Source organism: Martelella sp. (assembly GCF_984369615.1).
This window is the reverse complement of sequence record NZ_CFHTCS010000064.1, coordinates 1-16,015: the sequence shown is the minus strand read 5'-3', so window position 1 is coordinate 16,015 and position 16,015 is coordinate 1. Positions and strand designations below refer to the sequence as shown.

General features: G+C 63.0%; 12 protein-coding genes. 9 read left to right on the top strand and 3 right to left on the bottom strand.

The window, feature by feature from the left end; all coding sequences use genetic code 11:
- The 4 genes from AC5DC2_RS07765 to AC5DC2_RS07750 form a co-directional block, all read left to right on the top strand.
- A partial coding sequence (locus AC5DC2_RS07765; RefSeq protein ID WP_491698091.1) for an ABC transporter permease occupies nt 1-480 on the top strand: 480 nt, incomplete at its 5' end.
- A gap of 10 nt (nt 481-490) precedes the next feature.
- The gene (locus AC5DC2_RS07760; protein WP_491698090.1) at nt 491-1,531 is read left to right on the top strand and encodes an ABC transporter ATP-binding protein; all 1,041 of its coding nucleotides are present in this window, start codon (nt 491-493) and stop codon (nt 1,529-1,531) included.
- A gap of 22 nt (nt 1,532-1,553) precedes the next feature.
- On the top strand, nt 1,554-2,987 hold the full coding sequence (locus tag AC5DC2_RS07755; RefSeq protein WP_491698089.1) for an aminobutyraldehyde dehydrogenase: 1,434 nt from the start codon (nt 1,554-1,556) through the stop codon (nt 2,985-2,987).
- Nucleotides 2,988-3,022: 35 nt separating this feature from the next.
- Nucleotides 3,023-3,958, top strand: coding sequence for a LysR family transcriptional regulator (locus AC5DC2_RS07750; protein ID WP_491698088.1), 936 nt, complete (start codon nt 3,023-3,025; stop codon nt 3,956-3,958).
- A gap of 190 nt (nt 3,959-4,148) precedes the next feature.
- On the opposite strand, the gene modC is transcribed toward AC5DC2_RS07750, so the two are convergent.
- From modC to modA, 3 genes are read right to left on the bottom strand one after another with little or no spacing between them, the layout of a single operon-like run.
- Nucleotides 4,149-5,225 carry a molybdenum ABC transporter ATP-binding protein gene (gene modC / locus AC5DC2_RS07745; protein ID WP_024710074.1) on the bottom strand — a complete coding sequence of 359 codons (1,077 nt, stop codon included), beginning with the start codon at nt 5,223-5,225 and terminating at the stop codon, nt 4,149-4,151.
- Nucleotides 5,222-5,887: a molybdate ABC transporter permease subunit gene (gene modB / locus AC5DC2_RS07740; RefSeq protein ID WP_024710075.1), complete on the bottom strand. Its 666-nt coding sequence runs from the start codon at nt 5,885-5,887 to the stop codon at nt 5,222-5,224. Before modB ends, modC begins: the two co-directional genes overlap by 4 nt.
- A 33-nt stretch (nt 5,888-5,920) precedes the next feature.
- Complete coding sequence (gene modA, locus AC5DC2_RS07735) at nt 5,921-6,679, bottom strand: molybdate ABC transporter substrate-binding protein (RefSeq protein WP_491698087.1); 759 nt, start codon at nt 6,677-6,679, stop codon at nt 5,921-5,923.
- Nucleotides 6,680-6,887: 208 nt separating this feature from the next.
- Between modA and AC5DC2_RS07730 the strand changes: the two genes are divergently transcribed.
- The 5 genes from AC5DC2_RS07730 to AC5DC2_RS07710 all read left to right on the top strand — a co-directional run.
- Nucleotides 6,888-9,329: a beta-mannosidase gene (locus AC5DC2_RS07730; protein WP_491698086.1), complete on the top strand. Its 2,442-nt coding sequence runs from the start codon at nt 6,888-6,890 to the stop codon at nt 9,327-9,329.
- Between the two features lie 183 nt (nt 9,330-9,512).
- Entirely contained in the window at nt 9,513-11,321 is a 1,809-nt protein-coding gene (locus AC5DC2_RS07725) for an ABC transporter ATP-binding protein (RefSeq protein ID WP_491698085.1), read from the top strand.
- A gap of 352 nt (nt 11,322-11,673) precedes the next feature.
- Entirely contained in the window at nt 11,674-12,090 is a 417-nt protein-coding gene (locus AC5DC2_RS07720; RefSeq protein ID WP_061449802.1) for a universal stress protein, read from the top strand.
- Nucleotides 12,091-12,153: 63 nt separating this feature from the next.
- On the top strand, nt 12,154-13,767 hold the full coding sequence (locus tag AC5DC2_RS07715; RefSeq protein ID WP_061449801.1) for a BCCT family transporter: 1,614 nt from the start codon (nt 12,154-12,156) through the stop codon (nt 13,765-13,767).
- 295 nt (nt 13,768-14,062) lie between these two features.
- The coding region (locus AC5DC2_RS07710; protein WP_491698084.1) for a hydantoinase/oxoprolinase family protein at nt 14,063-16,015 on the top strand (1,953 nt) is incomplete at its 3' end.

The window sequence follows — 16,015 nt, the reverse complement described above, 5'->3', positions numbered from 1 at the left end:
TCGCCGCTGATCCTGCCGACGATCATCTATGCCATCGGCCTGTTGATGTTCTGGAGCGCCGCCTTCGGCCGAGTCTCCTTCGTCACGCTCTGGATCGGCCATACGGCGATCACGTTGCCCTATGTGGTGCGCACCACGCTTGCCGTGCTGACCGAATCCGATCCCTTCATCGAGGAGGCGGCGCGCACCATGGGGGCCGGGCGCATCCAGCGGCTCTTCTTCGTGGTGCTGCCGCAATGCCGGCCAGGCCTTGCCGCAGGGGCCTTCTTCGCCTTCAACATATCCTTCGACGAGGCGGTGCTGTCGCTCTTCCTCAGAACGCCGGACCTGACCACGCTGCCGGTACAGATCTACGGCCAGCTCGAGTTCAGTCCCGACCCTTCCGTCGCCGCGGTCTCCACGATCATGATCGCGCTTACCGTTCTGCTCATTCTCGTGATCGACCGCGTTCTCGGAATCGGCAAGTTCGCGAGCGCATAGGAATAAAATCATGTCAGACATTCATCTCGACCGGATCAGAAAATCCTATGGCCATGTGGAAGTGCTTCACGGCATTGACCTCCAGCTCTCCTCCGGCGAATTCGTCAGCCTCCTGGGCGCTTCGGGCTGCGGCAAGACCACGCTGTTGCGCACCGTCGCCGGGTTGGAAGCGGCGTCTGCCGGGCGCGTGGTCATCGACCATCAGGACGTCACCAACCTGCCGCCGGAGCGCCGGGACATCGCGATGATGTTCCAGTCCTACGCGCTGCTGCCGCATCTCAACGTCTATGAAAACGTCCGTTTTCCCCTGCGCATGCGCCGCATCGGCACGCGCGCCGAGCAAGACCAGCGGGTGAAGGACGCGCTTGAGACCGTGCAGTTGCCGCATCTTTCCGACCGTTTCCCGCGCCAGCTTTCCGGCGGCCAGCAGCAGCGCGTGGCCCTTGCCCGCGCCATCGTCTCGAACCCGAAAGTGCTGCTGCTCGACGAGCCGCTTTCCAATCTCGACGCGCGTCTGCGCGAGGACATGCAGGTGGAACTGATCGAGATCCACCGCCGCCTCGGCCTGACGACGCTGTTCGTCACCCACGACCAGGAGGAGGCCTTGAGCCTCTCCGACCGGGTCGTGTTGCTGAATGCCGGAAAGGTGGAACAGGAAGGGGCGCCGGAGGCGATCTATGCCGAGCCCGCCACCGAATTCGTCTCCGGCTTCATCGGTTCGGCCAATATTCTGCCGGCCACGGTCGAGGCGGGGTATGCGGTTCTGGAAGATGGGCAACGGCTTGCGCTGCCGGCTTCCGACAGGCCGGACGGCCCGGTCTCGGTCGCGCTCCGGCAGGAGGATCTCGGCGTGGCTGCCGATGGTGGGGGTCTGAAGGCCAGGGTCAGGACCCGCGTCTATCTCGGCGGGCGCAACCGCTATGTCCTTTCGCTTGCCGGCCAGACCATCCGCATGCTGACGGCAAACGAGATCGTGCTGAAACCGGGCGAAGACGTGATGCTTTCCATAGCGCCCGACCGCATCCGCGTTCTTGATCGCCGGAACACCTGATCCCAACCGAAGGAAGATCCCCATGTCGGATTTCGAAACGCGACTTTTCATCAACGGCCGGTTCGAAGCGGGCGAGGGCAACCTTGAGACGGCCTTCGAGCCCGCAACGGGCCGGAAGCTTGCCGGCGTCGCTTCGGCAAGCGAAGAGCAGATCAACCGCGCGGTAGAGGCGGCAGACGCCGCCCGGCACGGCTTTGCGCTGACGACGCCGAGGGAACGGGCGAAAGCCCTCAACGCCATCGCCGACAAGGTGGAAGGCAATGGCGACCTCGCGTCCATCGAATCCCTCAATGCCGGCAAGCCGCTGCGCTTCGTCGTCGCGGGCGAACTGGCCAATGTCGCCGACGTCTTCCGTTTCTTTGCGTCCGCGATCCGCAATATGCCGGCATCGGCCGCCGGTCACTACCGCTCGTCCTCGATGATGAGCATGATTCGGCGCGATCCGATCGGCGTCATCGCCCAGATCGCGCCGTGGAACTACCCGCTGTTGATGGCGGCGTGGAAGATCGCGCCCGCTGTTGCCGCCGGCAATACGGTGGTGATCAAGCCATCCGAGCATACCCCGCTCAGCCTGCTGAAGCTTGCCGAAATCATCGGCGATCTCCTGCCGCCGGGCGTCATCAATGTCGTGCTCGGCAACGGCCTCGACGTCGGCCAGAAGCTGATCTCGCACGATCGGGTGCGGATGATTTCCCTGACGGGGGATGTCCGCACCGGCCGCGCCGTGCTCCAGGCGGCAGCCGGCCCCATGATCAAGCGCACCCATCTGGAATTGGGCGGCAAGGCGCCGGTGATCGTCGCCGACGATGCCGATCTGGAAAGGCTCGTCGCGACGCTGCGCGAGGCCAGCTTCTACAATGCCGGGCAGGACTGCACCGCCGCCTGCCGTATCCTCGTCAGCCACGCGCGCGCCGATGAACTGAAAGAGCGCCTCGTCGCCATGATCGGCGAACTTTCCTTCGGCGCTCCGGAGCGGGATGATGTCGAGTTCGGCCCCGTCATCACCGCCCGCCACCGCGACCGCATCGCTGGTTTCGTCGAGCGCGCGAAAGCCGAGGGCGGCACCGTGCTTGCCGGCGGCAAGGCGCCGGAAGGCGACGGCTATTTCTTTGAGCCGACTCTGGTGGAAGCGCCCGCCGAAGCAGAGATCGTGCAGAAGGAGGTCTTCGGCCCGGTGATTTCGCTCACAAGCGTCGCCGACGACAAGGAAGCGCTCGCCATCGCCAACGCGTCCGAATACGGCCTCGCCTCCTCCGTCTGGTCGAAGGACAGCGCACGTGCGGCTCGCATTGCCGGCGCGCTCGAATACGGCGTCACCTGGATCAACACCCACGGCGTCTTCGCAACCGAGATGCCCCATGGGGGCATGAAGAATTCCGGCTATGGCTCGGATCTCTCCATGCAGTCGCTCCTCGACTATACTCAGGTCCGCCATGTGATGACGGCGCTCGACTGAGCCTGATTGTCTGCGGCAAGGGAGGCTGGTAATAGATGCCCATGCGCATCATCGACATGGCCACCTTCGTTGCCCTGGCACGCAACCGGCATTTCGGCCGGACGGCGCAGGAGATGAACACGACGCAGCCGGCCATTTCCTCGCGTCTCGCCATTCTGGAGCGCGAATATGCCTGCCGGCTGGTGGAGCGCGGCGACCGCGAGTTTCGCCTGACGCCGGCGGGCGAAGAGGCGCTGATCGTGTTTCAGGATGTCCTCGAAAAGCTCAATGCCCTCAGATCCGACCTGAAGGAAGGCGGCAGCGATGCAGCCTATATCGTGCGCATCGGCGCGATCGATTCCGTGGTCGCCACCTGGATGCCGGATTTCATCGAGGCGCTCAGCCAGGCCATGCCCAATCTCAGGGTTGAGCTCACCATCGAGGGTACGCGCGATCTCGTCGCCGGCCTTTCGCGCGGCGAATTCGACCTGATCTTCGGCATCGAGCCGGCGATCGGCGATAATTTCCGCTCCTTCATCATCTGCTATTACGAGATGGTCTGGGCGGCAGCGCCTGCGGTGATCGACGAGAAGACCACCTACAGCGTCGACGAATTGTCAAACATGCCGATCATCACCTTTCCCAAGGGCACGCCGCCCTATGCCTATGTGGCGCCCTATTTTCAGGACGAGCGGGTTCTGGCCTCCAAGCTTACCAGCTCCAACTCTTTGTTTGCCATGATCAATCTCCTGATCGGCGGATTCGGCGTCGCCGCCATTCCCTCCGTCGCGATCGCGCGCGAACTTGAAAATCGGCTGCTTTGCCGTGTGAACGTTGCAAAACCGTTTCCGCCGATGCCGATCGTTGCGAGCTACCAGACCGCCGTCGGCCAGAATATTCTCAGAGCCGTCGCGGAGGAGGCCCGCAAGAGCGCTGCCGCCTTCTGCGAACGGGCGGCGTCCGAAAGTGCCTGGGTGCCGCCGGTCCCTTGAAAGAGCGGTTTTCCGGCGGAGAACCGCCTGGCGCGATTGCAAGCATGCCCCGGTCGGCTGGCCTCAACCGGCTTCCACGAAAATGCGGCGAAACAGATAGAGGGAGCGAAAAGATGTTTCGGTGAAACGTCGATGCGTAGATTCAAGAGGTTAGAGTGTCCTTTGTGCGTCCGAATGGACGCACGGCGCTCTAGCTGATGATCGCCACGGATTTGATCTGGGCGAACACCTTTCTCCCCGGTTTCAGGTCGAGCAGATAGGTCGAGCGCGCCGTCACGCGGGCCATGATGATCGTGTTGCCGATTTCAAGCGCGATCAACTGTACCGAGGGGTCCTCGCTGCGACGGATCTGGCGGATCGTCGCCGGAATGCGGTTGACGATCGAGACCTTGGGATTTTCGACAAGCGCGATCGAGACGTCGCGGGCATGGATCATCAGCCGCACGCGCTCGCCCACCGCCTTTCCGGTGTCGCTGACCCACAGCGCGCCGCCGTCGAACTTGGCGAGCGCCAGATGCCATTTCAGGTCGATATCGGCGATCGTGGCGTCGACGGCGATGCCGGCCCGGCGCTCGTGGGCGATTGGAAGGTCGAGCCGCGCAAGCGTCTCCGGCGTCGGCCCCGCGCCAATGACCCGTCCCTCGCGCATGACCACGAGATGATCGGTGAAGCGGGCCACTTCCTCCGGCGCGTGGGTGACGTAAAGCACGGGAATGGAGAGCGTGTGGCGGAGGTTTTCCAGATAAGGGAAAATGTCCTGGCGCGCCTGCAGATCGAGCGCCGACATCGGTTCGTCCATCAAGAGCAGGCGCGGGGCGGACAGCAGCGCCCGGGCGATGCCGACGCGCTGGCGCTCGCCGCCGGAAAGCCGGCCCGGTGTGCGTTCGAGAAGGTCTTCGAGGCCGAGAAGGGATGTCAGTTCGTCGAAACGGCCGGCGCTTTCGCCTCTGGCCCGTTTCATGGCGAAACGCAGATTGTCCCTCACCGTCAGATGCTGGAAAAGATTGGCATGCTGGAAGACGTAGCCGACGGCGCGCCGGTGGGCGGGCCGGAAGCGTCTTCCGTCCTGCCAGACCTCTCCGTCGATCGAGAACGCGCCGTCCTTGAGGTGTTCAAGGCCGGCAAAGCACCGCAGAAGCGTCGTCTTGCCGCAGCCCGAGGGACCGAAAAGCGCGGTCACTCCGTTTTGCGGGAAATCGAACGCCGCATCCAGCGAAAATGCGCCGAGCATTCCGGCGAAACGGGCCTCAAGCATGACATCACTCATGGAAACCGCCTCCGGACATGACGCTCGATCAGCATGGTCGACAGGATGACGGCAAAGGAGAAGGCCACCATGCCGAAGGCAAGGATATGAGCCTTCTGCCACTGCAACGTCTCGACATAGTCATAGATCGCGACGGAAAGAACCTTCGTTTCACCGGGAATATTGCCGCCGATCATCAGCACGACGCCGAACTCGCCGACGGTGTGGGCAAAGCCCAGGATCGCGCCGGTCAAAAGGCCGGGGCGCGCCAGGGGGAGCGCGACGCTGAAGAACCGGTCGAACGGTCCGGCCCTGAGCGTCGCCGCCGCCTCCAGCGGATCATTGCCGATTGCCTCGAAGGCGTTGCGCACCGGCTGCACGGCAAAGGGCAGGGAATAGATTACCGAGCCAACCACCAGCCCGGCGAAGGTAAAGGGCAGGGAGAAACCCGTTACCGCCTTGATCGCCTCGCCAAGCGGGCTCTGGGGGGCAAGCGCGATCAGGAGGTAGAAGCCGAGCACCGTCGGCGGCAGCACCAGCGGCAGCGCCACGATCGTGCCGACCACTTCCTTCCACCATCGCTGCGACCGCGCCAGCCACCAGGCGAGCGGCACGCCGAAGAGCATGAGGAAGAACGTGGTGACGGCCGCCAGTTTCAGCGTCAGAAATACGGCTTCCCCCATCTCTCCTCCTTGCTCTGCCGGTAACCTCGGGAATCACGGGGCGATCTGGTAGCCGTGGTTCTGGACTATTTTGTGTGCGGCGTCGCTTTTCAGAAACGCCATGAACGAAACCGCCGCCGGATTATCCGCGCCGGATTTCAGAAGCACGGCATCCTGGGCGATCGGCTTGTAGAGATCCTGCGGCACCCGCCAGCGCGATCCACCTCCACGTCCGGCAACCTGGGAGAGAGCGACGAAGCCGATATCGGCGTTGCCGGTTGCCACGAATTGAAAGGCCTGGGTGATGTTCTCGCCCTGCACGATCCGGTCCTTCAGCCTGTTGTAGAGCTTCAGGGCTTCAAGCGTTTCAACGGCGGCAGCGCCATAGGGCGCGGAGGCCGGATTGGCGACGGCGACACGGTTGAAATCGGCGGGCCGTTCCAGAATGCTGCCATCCTCGAAAAGGTCTTCCTTGGCGCTGAAGAGCACCAGCGCGCCCAGCGCATAGGTGAAGCGGCTGTCGGCAAGCGCAAGCCCGGCCTCGACGGCAAGGCGCGGTCGCTCCTGGTCGGCGGCGAGAAGGACGGAAAACGGCGCGCCGTGCAGGATCTGGGCGTAGAGCCTGCCGGTTGAGCCGAAGCTGAGAACCGCCTCATGCCCGGTCTCCGCGGCAAAGAGGGCGGCAATCTCCTCGGCCGCCGCCGTGAAATTGGCGGCTACGGCGACATTGACCGTCTCGGCGGAGGCGGGACGCGTTGCGGCAAAGACCGAGGCGATGACGAGGAGGGCGATGAACAGGGACTTTTTTTTCATGATGGCGCTTGCACGTGAAGAATGCCGACGAGAGTGCATCGCCGCGCGGCCTGCGTCAAACCACTATTGTCAAAGGACGCGCCCGGCCGGTTAAAATTTCGGCAATCGCAGTGAAATGCCGGTTCGCGCAAACCTTTAAATGGATTAAAAGAAGAGCCGTCATCGCCGAGAAGCGCAGACCGAGCGGCAGGAAACGGGACGGAGCATCATGACAGAAGCAGCGAGACTGAACCTCAATGACGGCTGGACGGCAACATGTGAAGAGGCGGAAATCGCCGTCCCGCTTGCGGTTCCGGGCGACATCCACTCCGCCCTGCTTGCCGCGGGCAAGATAGAGGATCCCTACTGGCGCGACAACGAGACGAGGACGGATTGGGTCCATCGCTCGGTCTGGACCGCGCGGCGGTCTTTCGATCTCGAACATCTGCAAGACGGTTATTTTACCCTCCGCTTCGACAGCGTGGACTGCCTGGCCGAGGTTTTCGTCAATGGCAGGCGCGCCGGTCGCTGCGAGAGCCAGTTCCTGCGCTATGATTTCGACGTGACCACTCTTCTCAATGAGGGAGAGAACGTGATCGAGGTCGTGTTTCACTCCAATTCGCTGGAGGCTGAAAAGCGGGCGCGGCAGTCCGAGTTTCCGATGCCGTATACGGCCAACAGCCGCATCGGCCATCTCAATTTCCTGCGCAAGGCGCAGTGCCATGGCGGCTGGGACTGGGGAATCGCGCTCTGCCCGCTCGGGTTTTACGGCGATATCACGCTGGTCCGCACCGGCGACCTGCGCCTGGATGACGTCGCCATCCGCCAGCGCCACACGGAAGGCGCGGTCGAGCTGGACGTGACGCTGCACGCCTTTGCCTTCGCTCCGGCGGTGGAAGAGGCGGCGGTCGCGATCGACGGCCATGAGGAGAGGGCCACGCTTCGCGCCTATCCGGGCGAAAACCGCGTCCGCGTCACCGTGAAGGTGGACCATCCGCGTCTGTGGTGGCCGGCGGGCCAGGGGGAGCAGGCCTTTTACGACCTTGCCGTTTCGCTCGGCGGACAGAAACGGGAATTCCGCATCGGCCTTCGCGATGTCGAGCTTCTGACCGACGCCGACGCGATCGGCAACCGCTTTGCCTTCAGGGTCAACGGCCGCGAGATCTTCATGAAGGGCGCGAACTGGATCCCGGGCGACGCGCTGCCCGAACGCGCCTCGAAGGAACAGGTGCGCGACCTGCTGGTCTCGGCGGTCGAAGCCAATATGAACATGATCCGCATCTGGGGCGGCGGCCAGTATGAGGCCGACTGGTTCTATGAACTGTGCGACGAACTCGGCCTGATGATCTGGCACGACTTCATGTTCGCCTGCAATCTCTATCCCGCCCACGAGCGTCCGTTTCTCGAACTCGTGCGCAAGGAGGCGCGCCAGCAGCTGCGCCGGCTTTCCCGCTTTGCGGCAATGGCGTTGTGGTGCGGCGACAACGAGCTTGTCGGCGCGCTGACCTGGTACAGGGAGAGCCTTGAAAACCGCGACCGCTACCTGGCGATATACGACCGGCTGAATCACGTTCTGGAAGAAGCGGTGGAAGACGAGGACCTCGGCCTGCCCTTCCGGCCCTCTTCGCCCTCGGTCGGCCGTCTTGATTTCGGCGACGGCTGGCATGTGGATACTTCCGGCGACATGCATTTCTGGGATGTCTGGCATTCGGCCAAGGATTTCGAGCATTACCGCAGCGTTCGCCCGCGCTTCTGCTCGGAATTCGGCTTCCAGTCCTTCCCTTCCATGCGCGTGATCGAAAGCTTCACCGAGGCGCTCGACCGCAACGTCTCCTCGGCGGTCATGGACGTTCACCAGCGCAATGAGGGCGGCAACAGCCGGATCGTTGAAACCATCGCCCGCTACTTTCGCTTTCCCGACAGTTTCGAGGATATGGTTTATCTCAGCCAGCTAAGCCAGGGGCTGGCGCTGAAGACGGCAATCGAGTTCTGGCGTTCCAACCGGCCGCGCACGATGGGCACGCTGTTCTGGCAGTTGAACGATACCTGGCCGGTGGCAAGCTGGTCGAGTCTCGAATATGGCGGCGGCTGGAAGGCGACGCAGTATCTCGCCCGCCGTTTCTTCGCCGATCTTCTGGTGACGGCACAACCTGATGCCGAGACCGGGGCGATCACGCTGCTCGCGGTTTCCGACACGATGGTAGACGTTCCGATCACCGTGCGGCTTTCAAGCGTCAACGCGGCGTCCGGCAAAGTGACGGAAACTGGCGTCTATCCGGTGAGGGCAAAGGCCCGGAGCGTTGTCGAGGTTGCGCGCATTCACGAGGAGACGCTGGAAGACGGCGCCTTCCTCGCCTTCGACTGGCAGGATGCGGCAGGCAATGTTCTCGGCGCGAACGAGTATCTGCCGCAAAGGCCCAAGGCCTATCGCTTTGCCGAGCCCGAGATCGCGACAGCGGTCGAGATGCTTGGCGACGGTACGCGCCGCATCACGCTGACCAGCGACCGGCCGGCCCTCTACGTGACCTATGACCACGGCGGCGACGACGTCTACTCGGACAATTGCTTCACGCTGCTGCCCGGCGTGGCGAAGACGATTACCGTACGCCGCAGGCGGCAGTCGCATCTTCCGCAAGGCGGCACGGCAGACGTGAGCTATCTGCGCGGTTGAGAGAGGCTGCCTTCGCCATGACCGGGTCACGGCGGCAACAGGGCGGACAAACGAAGGCTTGCTCTTGCGGGCCGTTTGCCCTATTGCTCTCGCGCCGAGGCCGATCAGGGACCGCGACGCTGAGACAAGCGCCGTCCCTTCGAAGAACGGAGGCCACGAACCTATATGGAAATGCGGATCCCCATGCAGCTATCCAAGCCCTTTGCCGGTTTGCTCAACGCGCTGGCGGCGCGGTTCCTTCCAAGAGCGAACCGCAGCCTGCTCTACCGTCTTTTGTCGGAAAACCTGCGCGCCCAGGCGCCCTGGTATGCGCTCGCAACCGTCGCGATGCTGATCGTTGCCGGCATGACGTCCCTCAGTGCCTGGATCATGAAGGACATCGTCAACGAGACCGTGGTCTCGCAGAACATGAACCGCATGTTCATGCTGGCCGGGGGCGTGGCGATGATCTTCATCATCAAGGGCATCGCGACCTATTTCCAGATCGTGATCCTGAGCAAGGCCGGCAACAACATCATCGCCAGGACACAGAGCAGCATCTTCAGCCGGATCCTGCAGCAGGACCTCAACTTCTTCATCCGGTTCCCGTCGTCCGATCTCGTGATGCGCCTGACCAACAATGCCCAGGCGGCCCGCACGGCGATGGACCTGATTTTGACCTCGGCGATCCGCGACCTGTTCTCGCTGGTCGGGCTGGTGATCGTGATGTTCATCCAGCAGCCGATCCTGTCTCTGGTCTCCTTCATTCTGGGGCCGGCAGCCTTTATCGGCGTGCGCTATCTGACCAACAAGGTCCGCGACATCATGCGGCAGGAACTGACCGCTTTCACGAAAATCATCGAAAGCGTGCAGGAGGCCTCCACCGGGGTGCGCATCATCAAGGCATTCGGTCTGGAAGAGCACATGCGCACGCGCATGGACCGGCAGGTCACGCAGGTGGAGCATCGCGCCAACAGCATCGCCAGGCTGTCCGCCGCCACGAGCCCGATCATGGAAACCCTTTCGGGGCTGGCCATTGCCGGCGTTATCGCGCTGAGCGGTCTCTGGGTCGTCGGCGGCGACCAGACACCGGGCGAGCTGATGTCCTTCATCACCGCGCTTCTCCTGGCCTATGAGCCGGCAAAACGTCTGGCGCGCATGCGCGTCAACCTCGAGACCGCCATGGTCGGCGTCAGGATGATGTACGAGATCAAGGATCATCCAATCATGCTGACGGAGGCTGAGAACGCACAGCCGGTGCCGCCCGGCGGCGGCGAGATCGTTTTCGACGATGTTGGTTTCTCCTACGACGCCAACAAACCGCTGTTCAAGAACCTGAATCTGGTCTTTCCCGCGGGCAAGACCACGGCTCTGGTGGGCGCGTCCGGCGGCGGCAAGTCGACGATCATCAATCTCGTGATGCGCATGTTCGATCCGGATGAAGGAACAATCACGGTCAACGGCCTCGATCTCAGGCAGGTTTCGTTCGAATCGCTGCGCGCCCACATGTCCTATGTCGGCCAGGATACGTTCCTGTTCAACGGCACGGTGCGGGAAAACCTGGCGCTCGGACGACAGGGCGCCACGGAAGAGGAAATCATCGAGGCGGCCAAGGCTGCGCATGCGCATGACTTCATCATGAACATGGGCAATGGCTATGATTCGTTCGTCGGCGAGAACGGCGGCAATCTTTCCGGCGGACAGAAGCAGCGCCTGGCAATTGCCCGCGCCATGTTGCGCAACGCCGATATCCTGATCCTCGATGAGGCCACCAGCGCGCTTGATTCCTATGCCGAATCCCTCGTTCAGGACGCGCTCGCGCGGCTGACGAAGAACCGCACGACGATCGTGATCGCCCACCGTCTGGCGACCATCACCTCGGCTGACAATATCGTCGTGCTCGAGAACGGCAAAATCCTCGAACAAGGTCCCCAGCGCGACCTGCTCGGCCATGACGGCCCTTATCGCCGTCTCTACGAGTTGCAGATCCTGCCGCAGCTCGAAGAGGCTTGAGCCTCGCCTCCCTGCCGATGCCAAGAAGCCTCATCGCACGAAGCGGTGGGGCTTTTTTGATGCTGTCTTCGCTCTCGGTTTCGCGGACGTTCTCCGGGCCTTCCAGCCGGGCGCAACGCCCTGTCCTGGCGGCGCTGGAGCCTGTCTGGCCCTGACGCCGAGCGCTTGCGACGGCCCGCTGGGGCGGGGACAGGGTTGATTTGCATGGCGGTTTTGGCGATGTTAGGCGAAATATGGCATTTTCGTGTCCGGCTTTGTCGAGCCGTGCCGGCCCGCCACCGAAGGCGCGGCAGAAGAGGAAGGAAAGATGCGGGTCGGCAAGCCCGCAAACGGTGAAGGACCGTAGTTCAACATGTTCAAGAAAATCATGGTGCCCGTCGACCTTGCGCATGCCGACAAGCTGACGCGCGCGCTCAACACGACGGCCGAAATCGCGAAACTCTATGGCGCGCCCGTCACTTATGTCGGCGTGACCTCTTCGGCGCCCGGCGCGCTCGGCCACAATCCCAGGGAATTCGAGGCAAAGCTCAAGGCTTTTGCCGGGGAACAATCCGCCCGTTACGGCATTTCAACCGATAGCCGTACCGTCATCGCGCACGACCCTGCGGTTGATCTCAACCGGTCGCTTGCCCGCGCGGTGGACGACAGCGGTTGCGATCTGGTGATCATGGCCACCCACGTGCCCAATCTCGCGGATCACTTCATGCATTCGCACGGCGGCCAGCTCGCCACCCATACCGACGCATCGGTATTCCTGGTTCGCGGCTGACGCCGCGACTGCCCGGATTGATCCGGTTAGGCGCGAAACGATTGCAAAACAAGGAGATTTTTTATGACCGACACGGGGATACCCGAGCCCGAGGGCGAAACGGAGATTATCGATACCGATTACGAGATCGGCCAGGATAATATCACGACGAACATCGGTCCCTTCGGGCTGGACATCCATAATCCGGTCTTTCTGATCTCCGGTCTCGCCGTTGTTGCCTTCGTGCTGGCGACGCTGGCCTTTCAGGAAGAGGCCGCGACCATTTTCAACGGCATGCGGGACTGGCTGACGTCGACTTTCGACTGGTTCTTCCTGATCGCCGGCAACATCTTCGTTCTGCTCGGCATTTTCCTGATCTTCTCGCCCTATGGCAAGATTCGCCTCGGCGGTGCGGAGGCAACGCCGGACTATTCCTACACCGGCTGGTTCGCGATGCTGTTTGCCGCTGGCATGGGCATCGGCCTGATGTTCTACGGCGTGTCCGAGCCGATCTCCCACTACACGGCTTCGGTCGCCGAAAATGCCGGCACCGCCGACAGCTGGGCGCCGCTCGGCGGCGCGCCCGGCAACCCGGCCGAAGCAAAGAGCCTGGCAATGGCCTCGACCATTTTCCACTGGGCGCTCCACCCCTGGGCGATCTACGCGATCGTCGCGCTGGCCCTGGCGCTGTTTTCCTATAACAAGGGTCTTCCGCTCGCCATGCGCTCGGTGTTCTACCCGATTTTCGGCGACCGGGTCTGGGGCTGGACGGGCCATATCATCGACGTGCTCGCCGTGCTTGCCACGTTGTTCGGCCTTGCCACCTCGCTCGGCATCGGCGCAGAACAGGCGAATGCGGGTCTTAACCACATTTTCGGCCTTCCCGTGGACGACCTCTCCAAGGTGCTGCTGATCCTCGCGATCACCGGCATTGCGCTCGGCTCCGTCGTTGCCGGCATGGATGCCGGGGTGCAGAGGCTGTCGATGATCAACATGGCGCTCGCCGGCATTCTGCTGTTCTTTGTCATCATCGTTGGCCCGACGCTGGCCATTCTCGGCGGACTTTTCTCGAACTTCGTCGACTATGCGCGCTACCTGCCGGAACTTGCCAATCCGTTCGGGCGAACCGACAAGAACTTCCTGGATGGCTGGACGTCGTTCTACTGGGCATGGTGGATTTCCTGGTCGCCCTTCGTCGGCATGTTCATCGCCCGCGTTTCGCGCGGCCGCACGGTGCGTGAGTTCATCACCTGCGTGCTGATCATTCCGTCGGTCGTCTCGATCGTGTGGATGACGGTGTTCGGCGATACCGCGATCCGCGAGATCATCGTCAACAATTACGAGGCGCTCGGCAACGCGCCCCTCGACCTGAAGCTGTTCGTCATGCTGGAGGCGCTGCCGCTGGCGACGATCACCTCGATCATCGGCATCATCCTTGTCATTGTCTTCTTCGTGACATCGTCGGACTCGGGCTCGATCGTGATCGACACCATCACCGCCGGCGGCAAGGTCGATGCGCCGGTGCCGCAGCGCGTGTTCTGGGCAAGCTTCGAGGGCCTGGTCGCGATCGCGCTTCTGCTCGGCGGCGGACTGACGGCGCTTCAGGCAATGGCGGTGTCGACGGGCTTCCCGTTCACCATCGTGCTGCTGCTCGCCTGTTTTGCCATTCTCAAGGGGCTCCACAGCGAACCGCGATAGGGCAACGCGCAGTCTTGCGCATTAGAGCGCCGTGCGTCCATTCGGACGCACGGCGCTCTAACCTATTTTATCTACGCATCGTGCTTTCCGAAAATCGATTCCGATTTTCGGAAAGCACGATGCGCTAGGGCGGCGGACCGGCAGGACCGCCGCCCTACTATTTGATGAGACGCTGGCCGGGAAAAAGCCGGTTTCAAGCATGGTCGCGCCCTTTTTTTCTTGGTATGACTCGACCGCTGGCGCTCCCGCCCTTCTCCTCTTGACGCTTGCTAAAAAGTACGAACATAATGATTTTATGTTTAGACTAGCAATTGATATTGGCGGAACGTTCACGGATATCGTGTTGGAGGGCGAGGGCCTCTCCTCTCTGAAGGTCCTGACGACGCCCGAAGCGCCTGAAAAGGCCGCACTTGAGGGTAGCCTGGCGCTGCTTTGCGAAAACAATGTGGATTTTTCCGACGTCTCTGCCGTCATTCACGGCACGACGCTTGCGACCAATGCGCTGATCGAACGGCGCGGCGCGAAGACGGCTCTGGTTACGACCAGTGGTTTCCGCGACATTCTCGAAATGGGTTATGAGCGCCGCTTCGAGCAATACGACGTCAATCTGGAATTGCCCGCGCCGCTGGTGCCGCGCGAGTTGCGGATGACCGTCGACGAACGCATGGATGCCTATGGCAATCCCATCCGCGTTCCGCAGCAAGGCGAGATTGATGCGATCGCAGCGCGATTGCGCGAAAACGGGGTGGAGGCCGTTGCCATCGGCTTTCTTCATGCCACCGCCAATGACGCGCATGAGCGGCAGGTGGCTGGGTGGTTGCGGGACCGCCTGCCCGAGAACGTAACCATCTGTCTTTCGAGCGAAGTTTCCCCGGAAATCCGTGAATATGAGCGGTTTTCGACCGTGGCGGCCAATGCCTATGTTCGTCCGCTGATGTCGCGCTATCTCAACCGTTTCGACGCGGCGATGCGCGCGCGCGGCTTTTCCGGCGAATTTCTGCTGATGCTGTCGGGCGGTGGCCTGACGACGGTCGATCAGGCCGCGCGCATGCCGATCCGTCTGGTCGAATCGGGGCCTGCCGGCGGCGTCGCGCTCGGCGCGCGGGTAGCCCGCGAGGTCGGCGTTTCCCGAATGCTGGCCTTCGACATGGGCGGCACCACGGCGAAGATCTGCTTTCTGGAGAATGCGCGGCCGGCGACCGCGCGCCGTTTCGAGGTGGCGCGCGCCTGGCGTGATATCAAGGGGTCCGGTCTGCCGGTGCGCATTCCGACAACCGAACTTGTCGAGATCGGTGCCGGCGGCGGCTCGATCGCCCGGCGCGACACGCTCGGCAGGCTTGCCGTCGGGCCGAAGAGCGCCGGAGCGGCGCCGGGGCCGGCCGCCTACGGTCTCGGCGGCACGGAACCCACGATCACTGACGCCAATGTCGTTCTCGGCAAGCTTTCCCCGGAGGGCTTTGCCGGCGGGCGGCTGGCGCTCCGGCCGGAACTGGCCGTTTCGGCAATCGAGGAAAAGGTCGTGGGACCGCTCGGCATGAGTTCGTGCGAGTGGGCGGCGGCCGGCATCACCGAAATCGGCGAGGAGGCAATGGCCAATGCGGCGCGCGTCCACGCCGTCGAACAGGGAAAGAACGTTTCGGCCTACACGCTTATGGCCTCCGGCGGCGCCGGGCCGCTTCACGCCGCGCGTCTTGCGGAAAAACTCGGCATTTCGCGCATCGTCATTCCCGCTTTTGCAGGCGTCGGCTCGGCGGTCGGCTTTCTGAGCGCGCCGATCGCCTATGAGGTGGCGCGCAGTGTTCTGGCGCCGCTTGGCAGGATCGACCTCGACCGTCTCAAGCGGCTGCAGTCGGAGATGGCGGACGAGGCCAACGGGGTCGTGAAGCCGGCGCTGGCCAAAGGGTTCGAGCCGGATATCGCGATCGCCGCCGAACTGCGCTACGAAGGCCAGGGGCATGCGCTCAGGATCGGCCTCGACGGTCCCGTCGAAACGCAGGAGGCGCTGGAAAAGATGCGCTCCGCCTTTGTCGAAACCTATCGTTCGGTCTACGGCGCCGAGCACAATGGCAATGCGATCGAGCTCGTGGCGCTCAGCCTTGTCGCCAAGGGACCGGAACCGGTGGTCGCGACTGTGACCGACGGCTCCTTCGACCCGCGCCCCGCTACCCCCATCGGCGAAGCAGCGGTGTTCTCGTCGCTGTCGGGCGAGCGGGTCACATTCGCGCGTTACCGGCGCGGCGACGAGAGC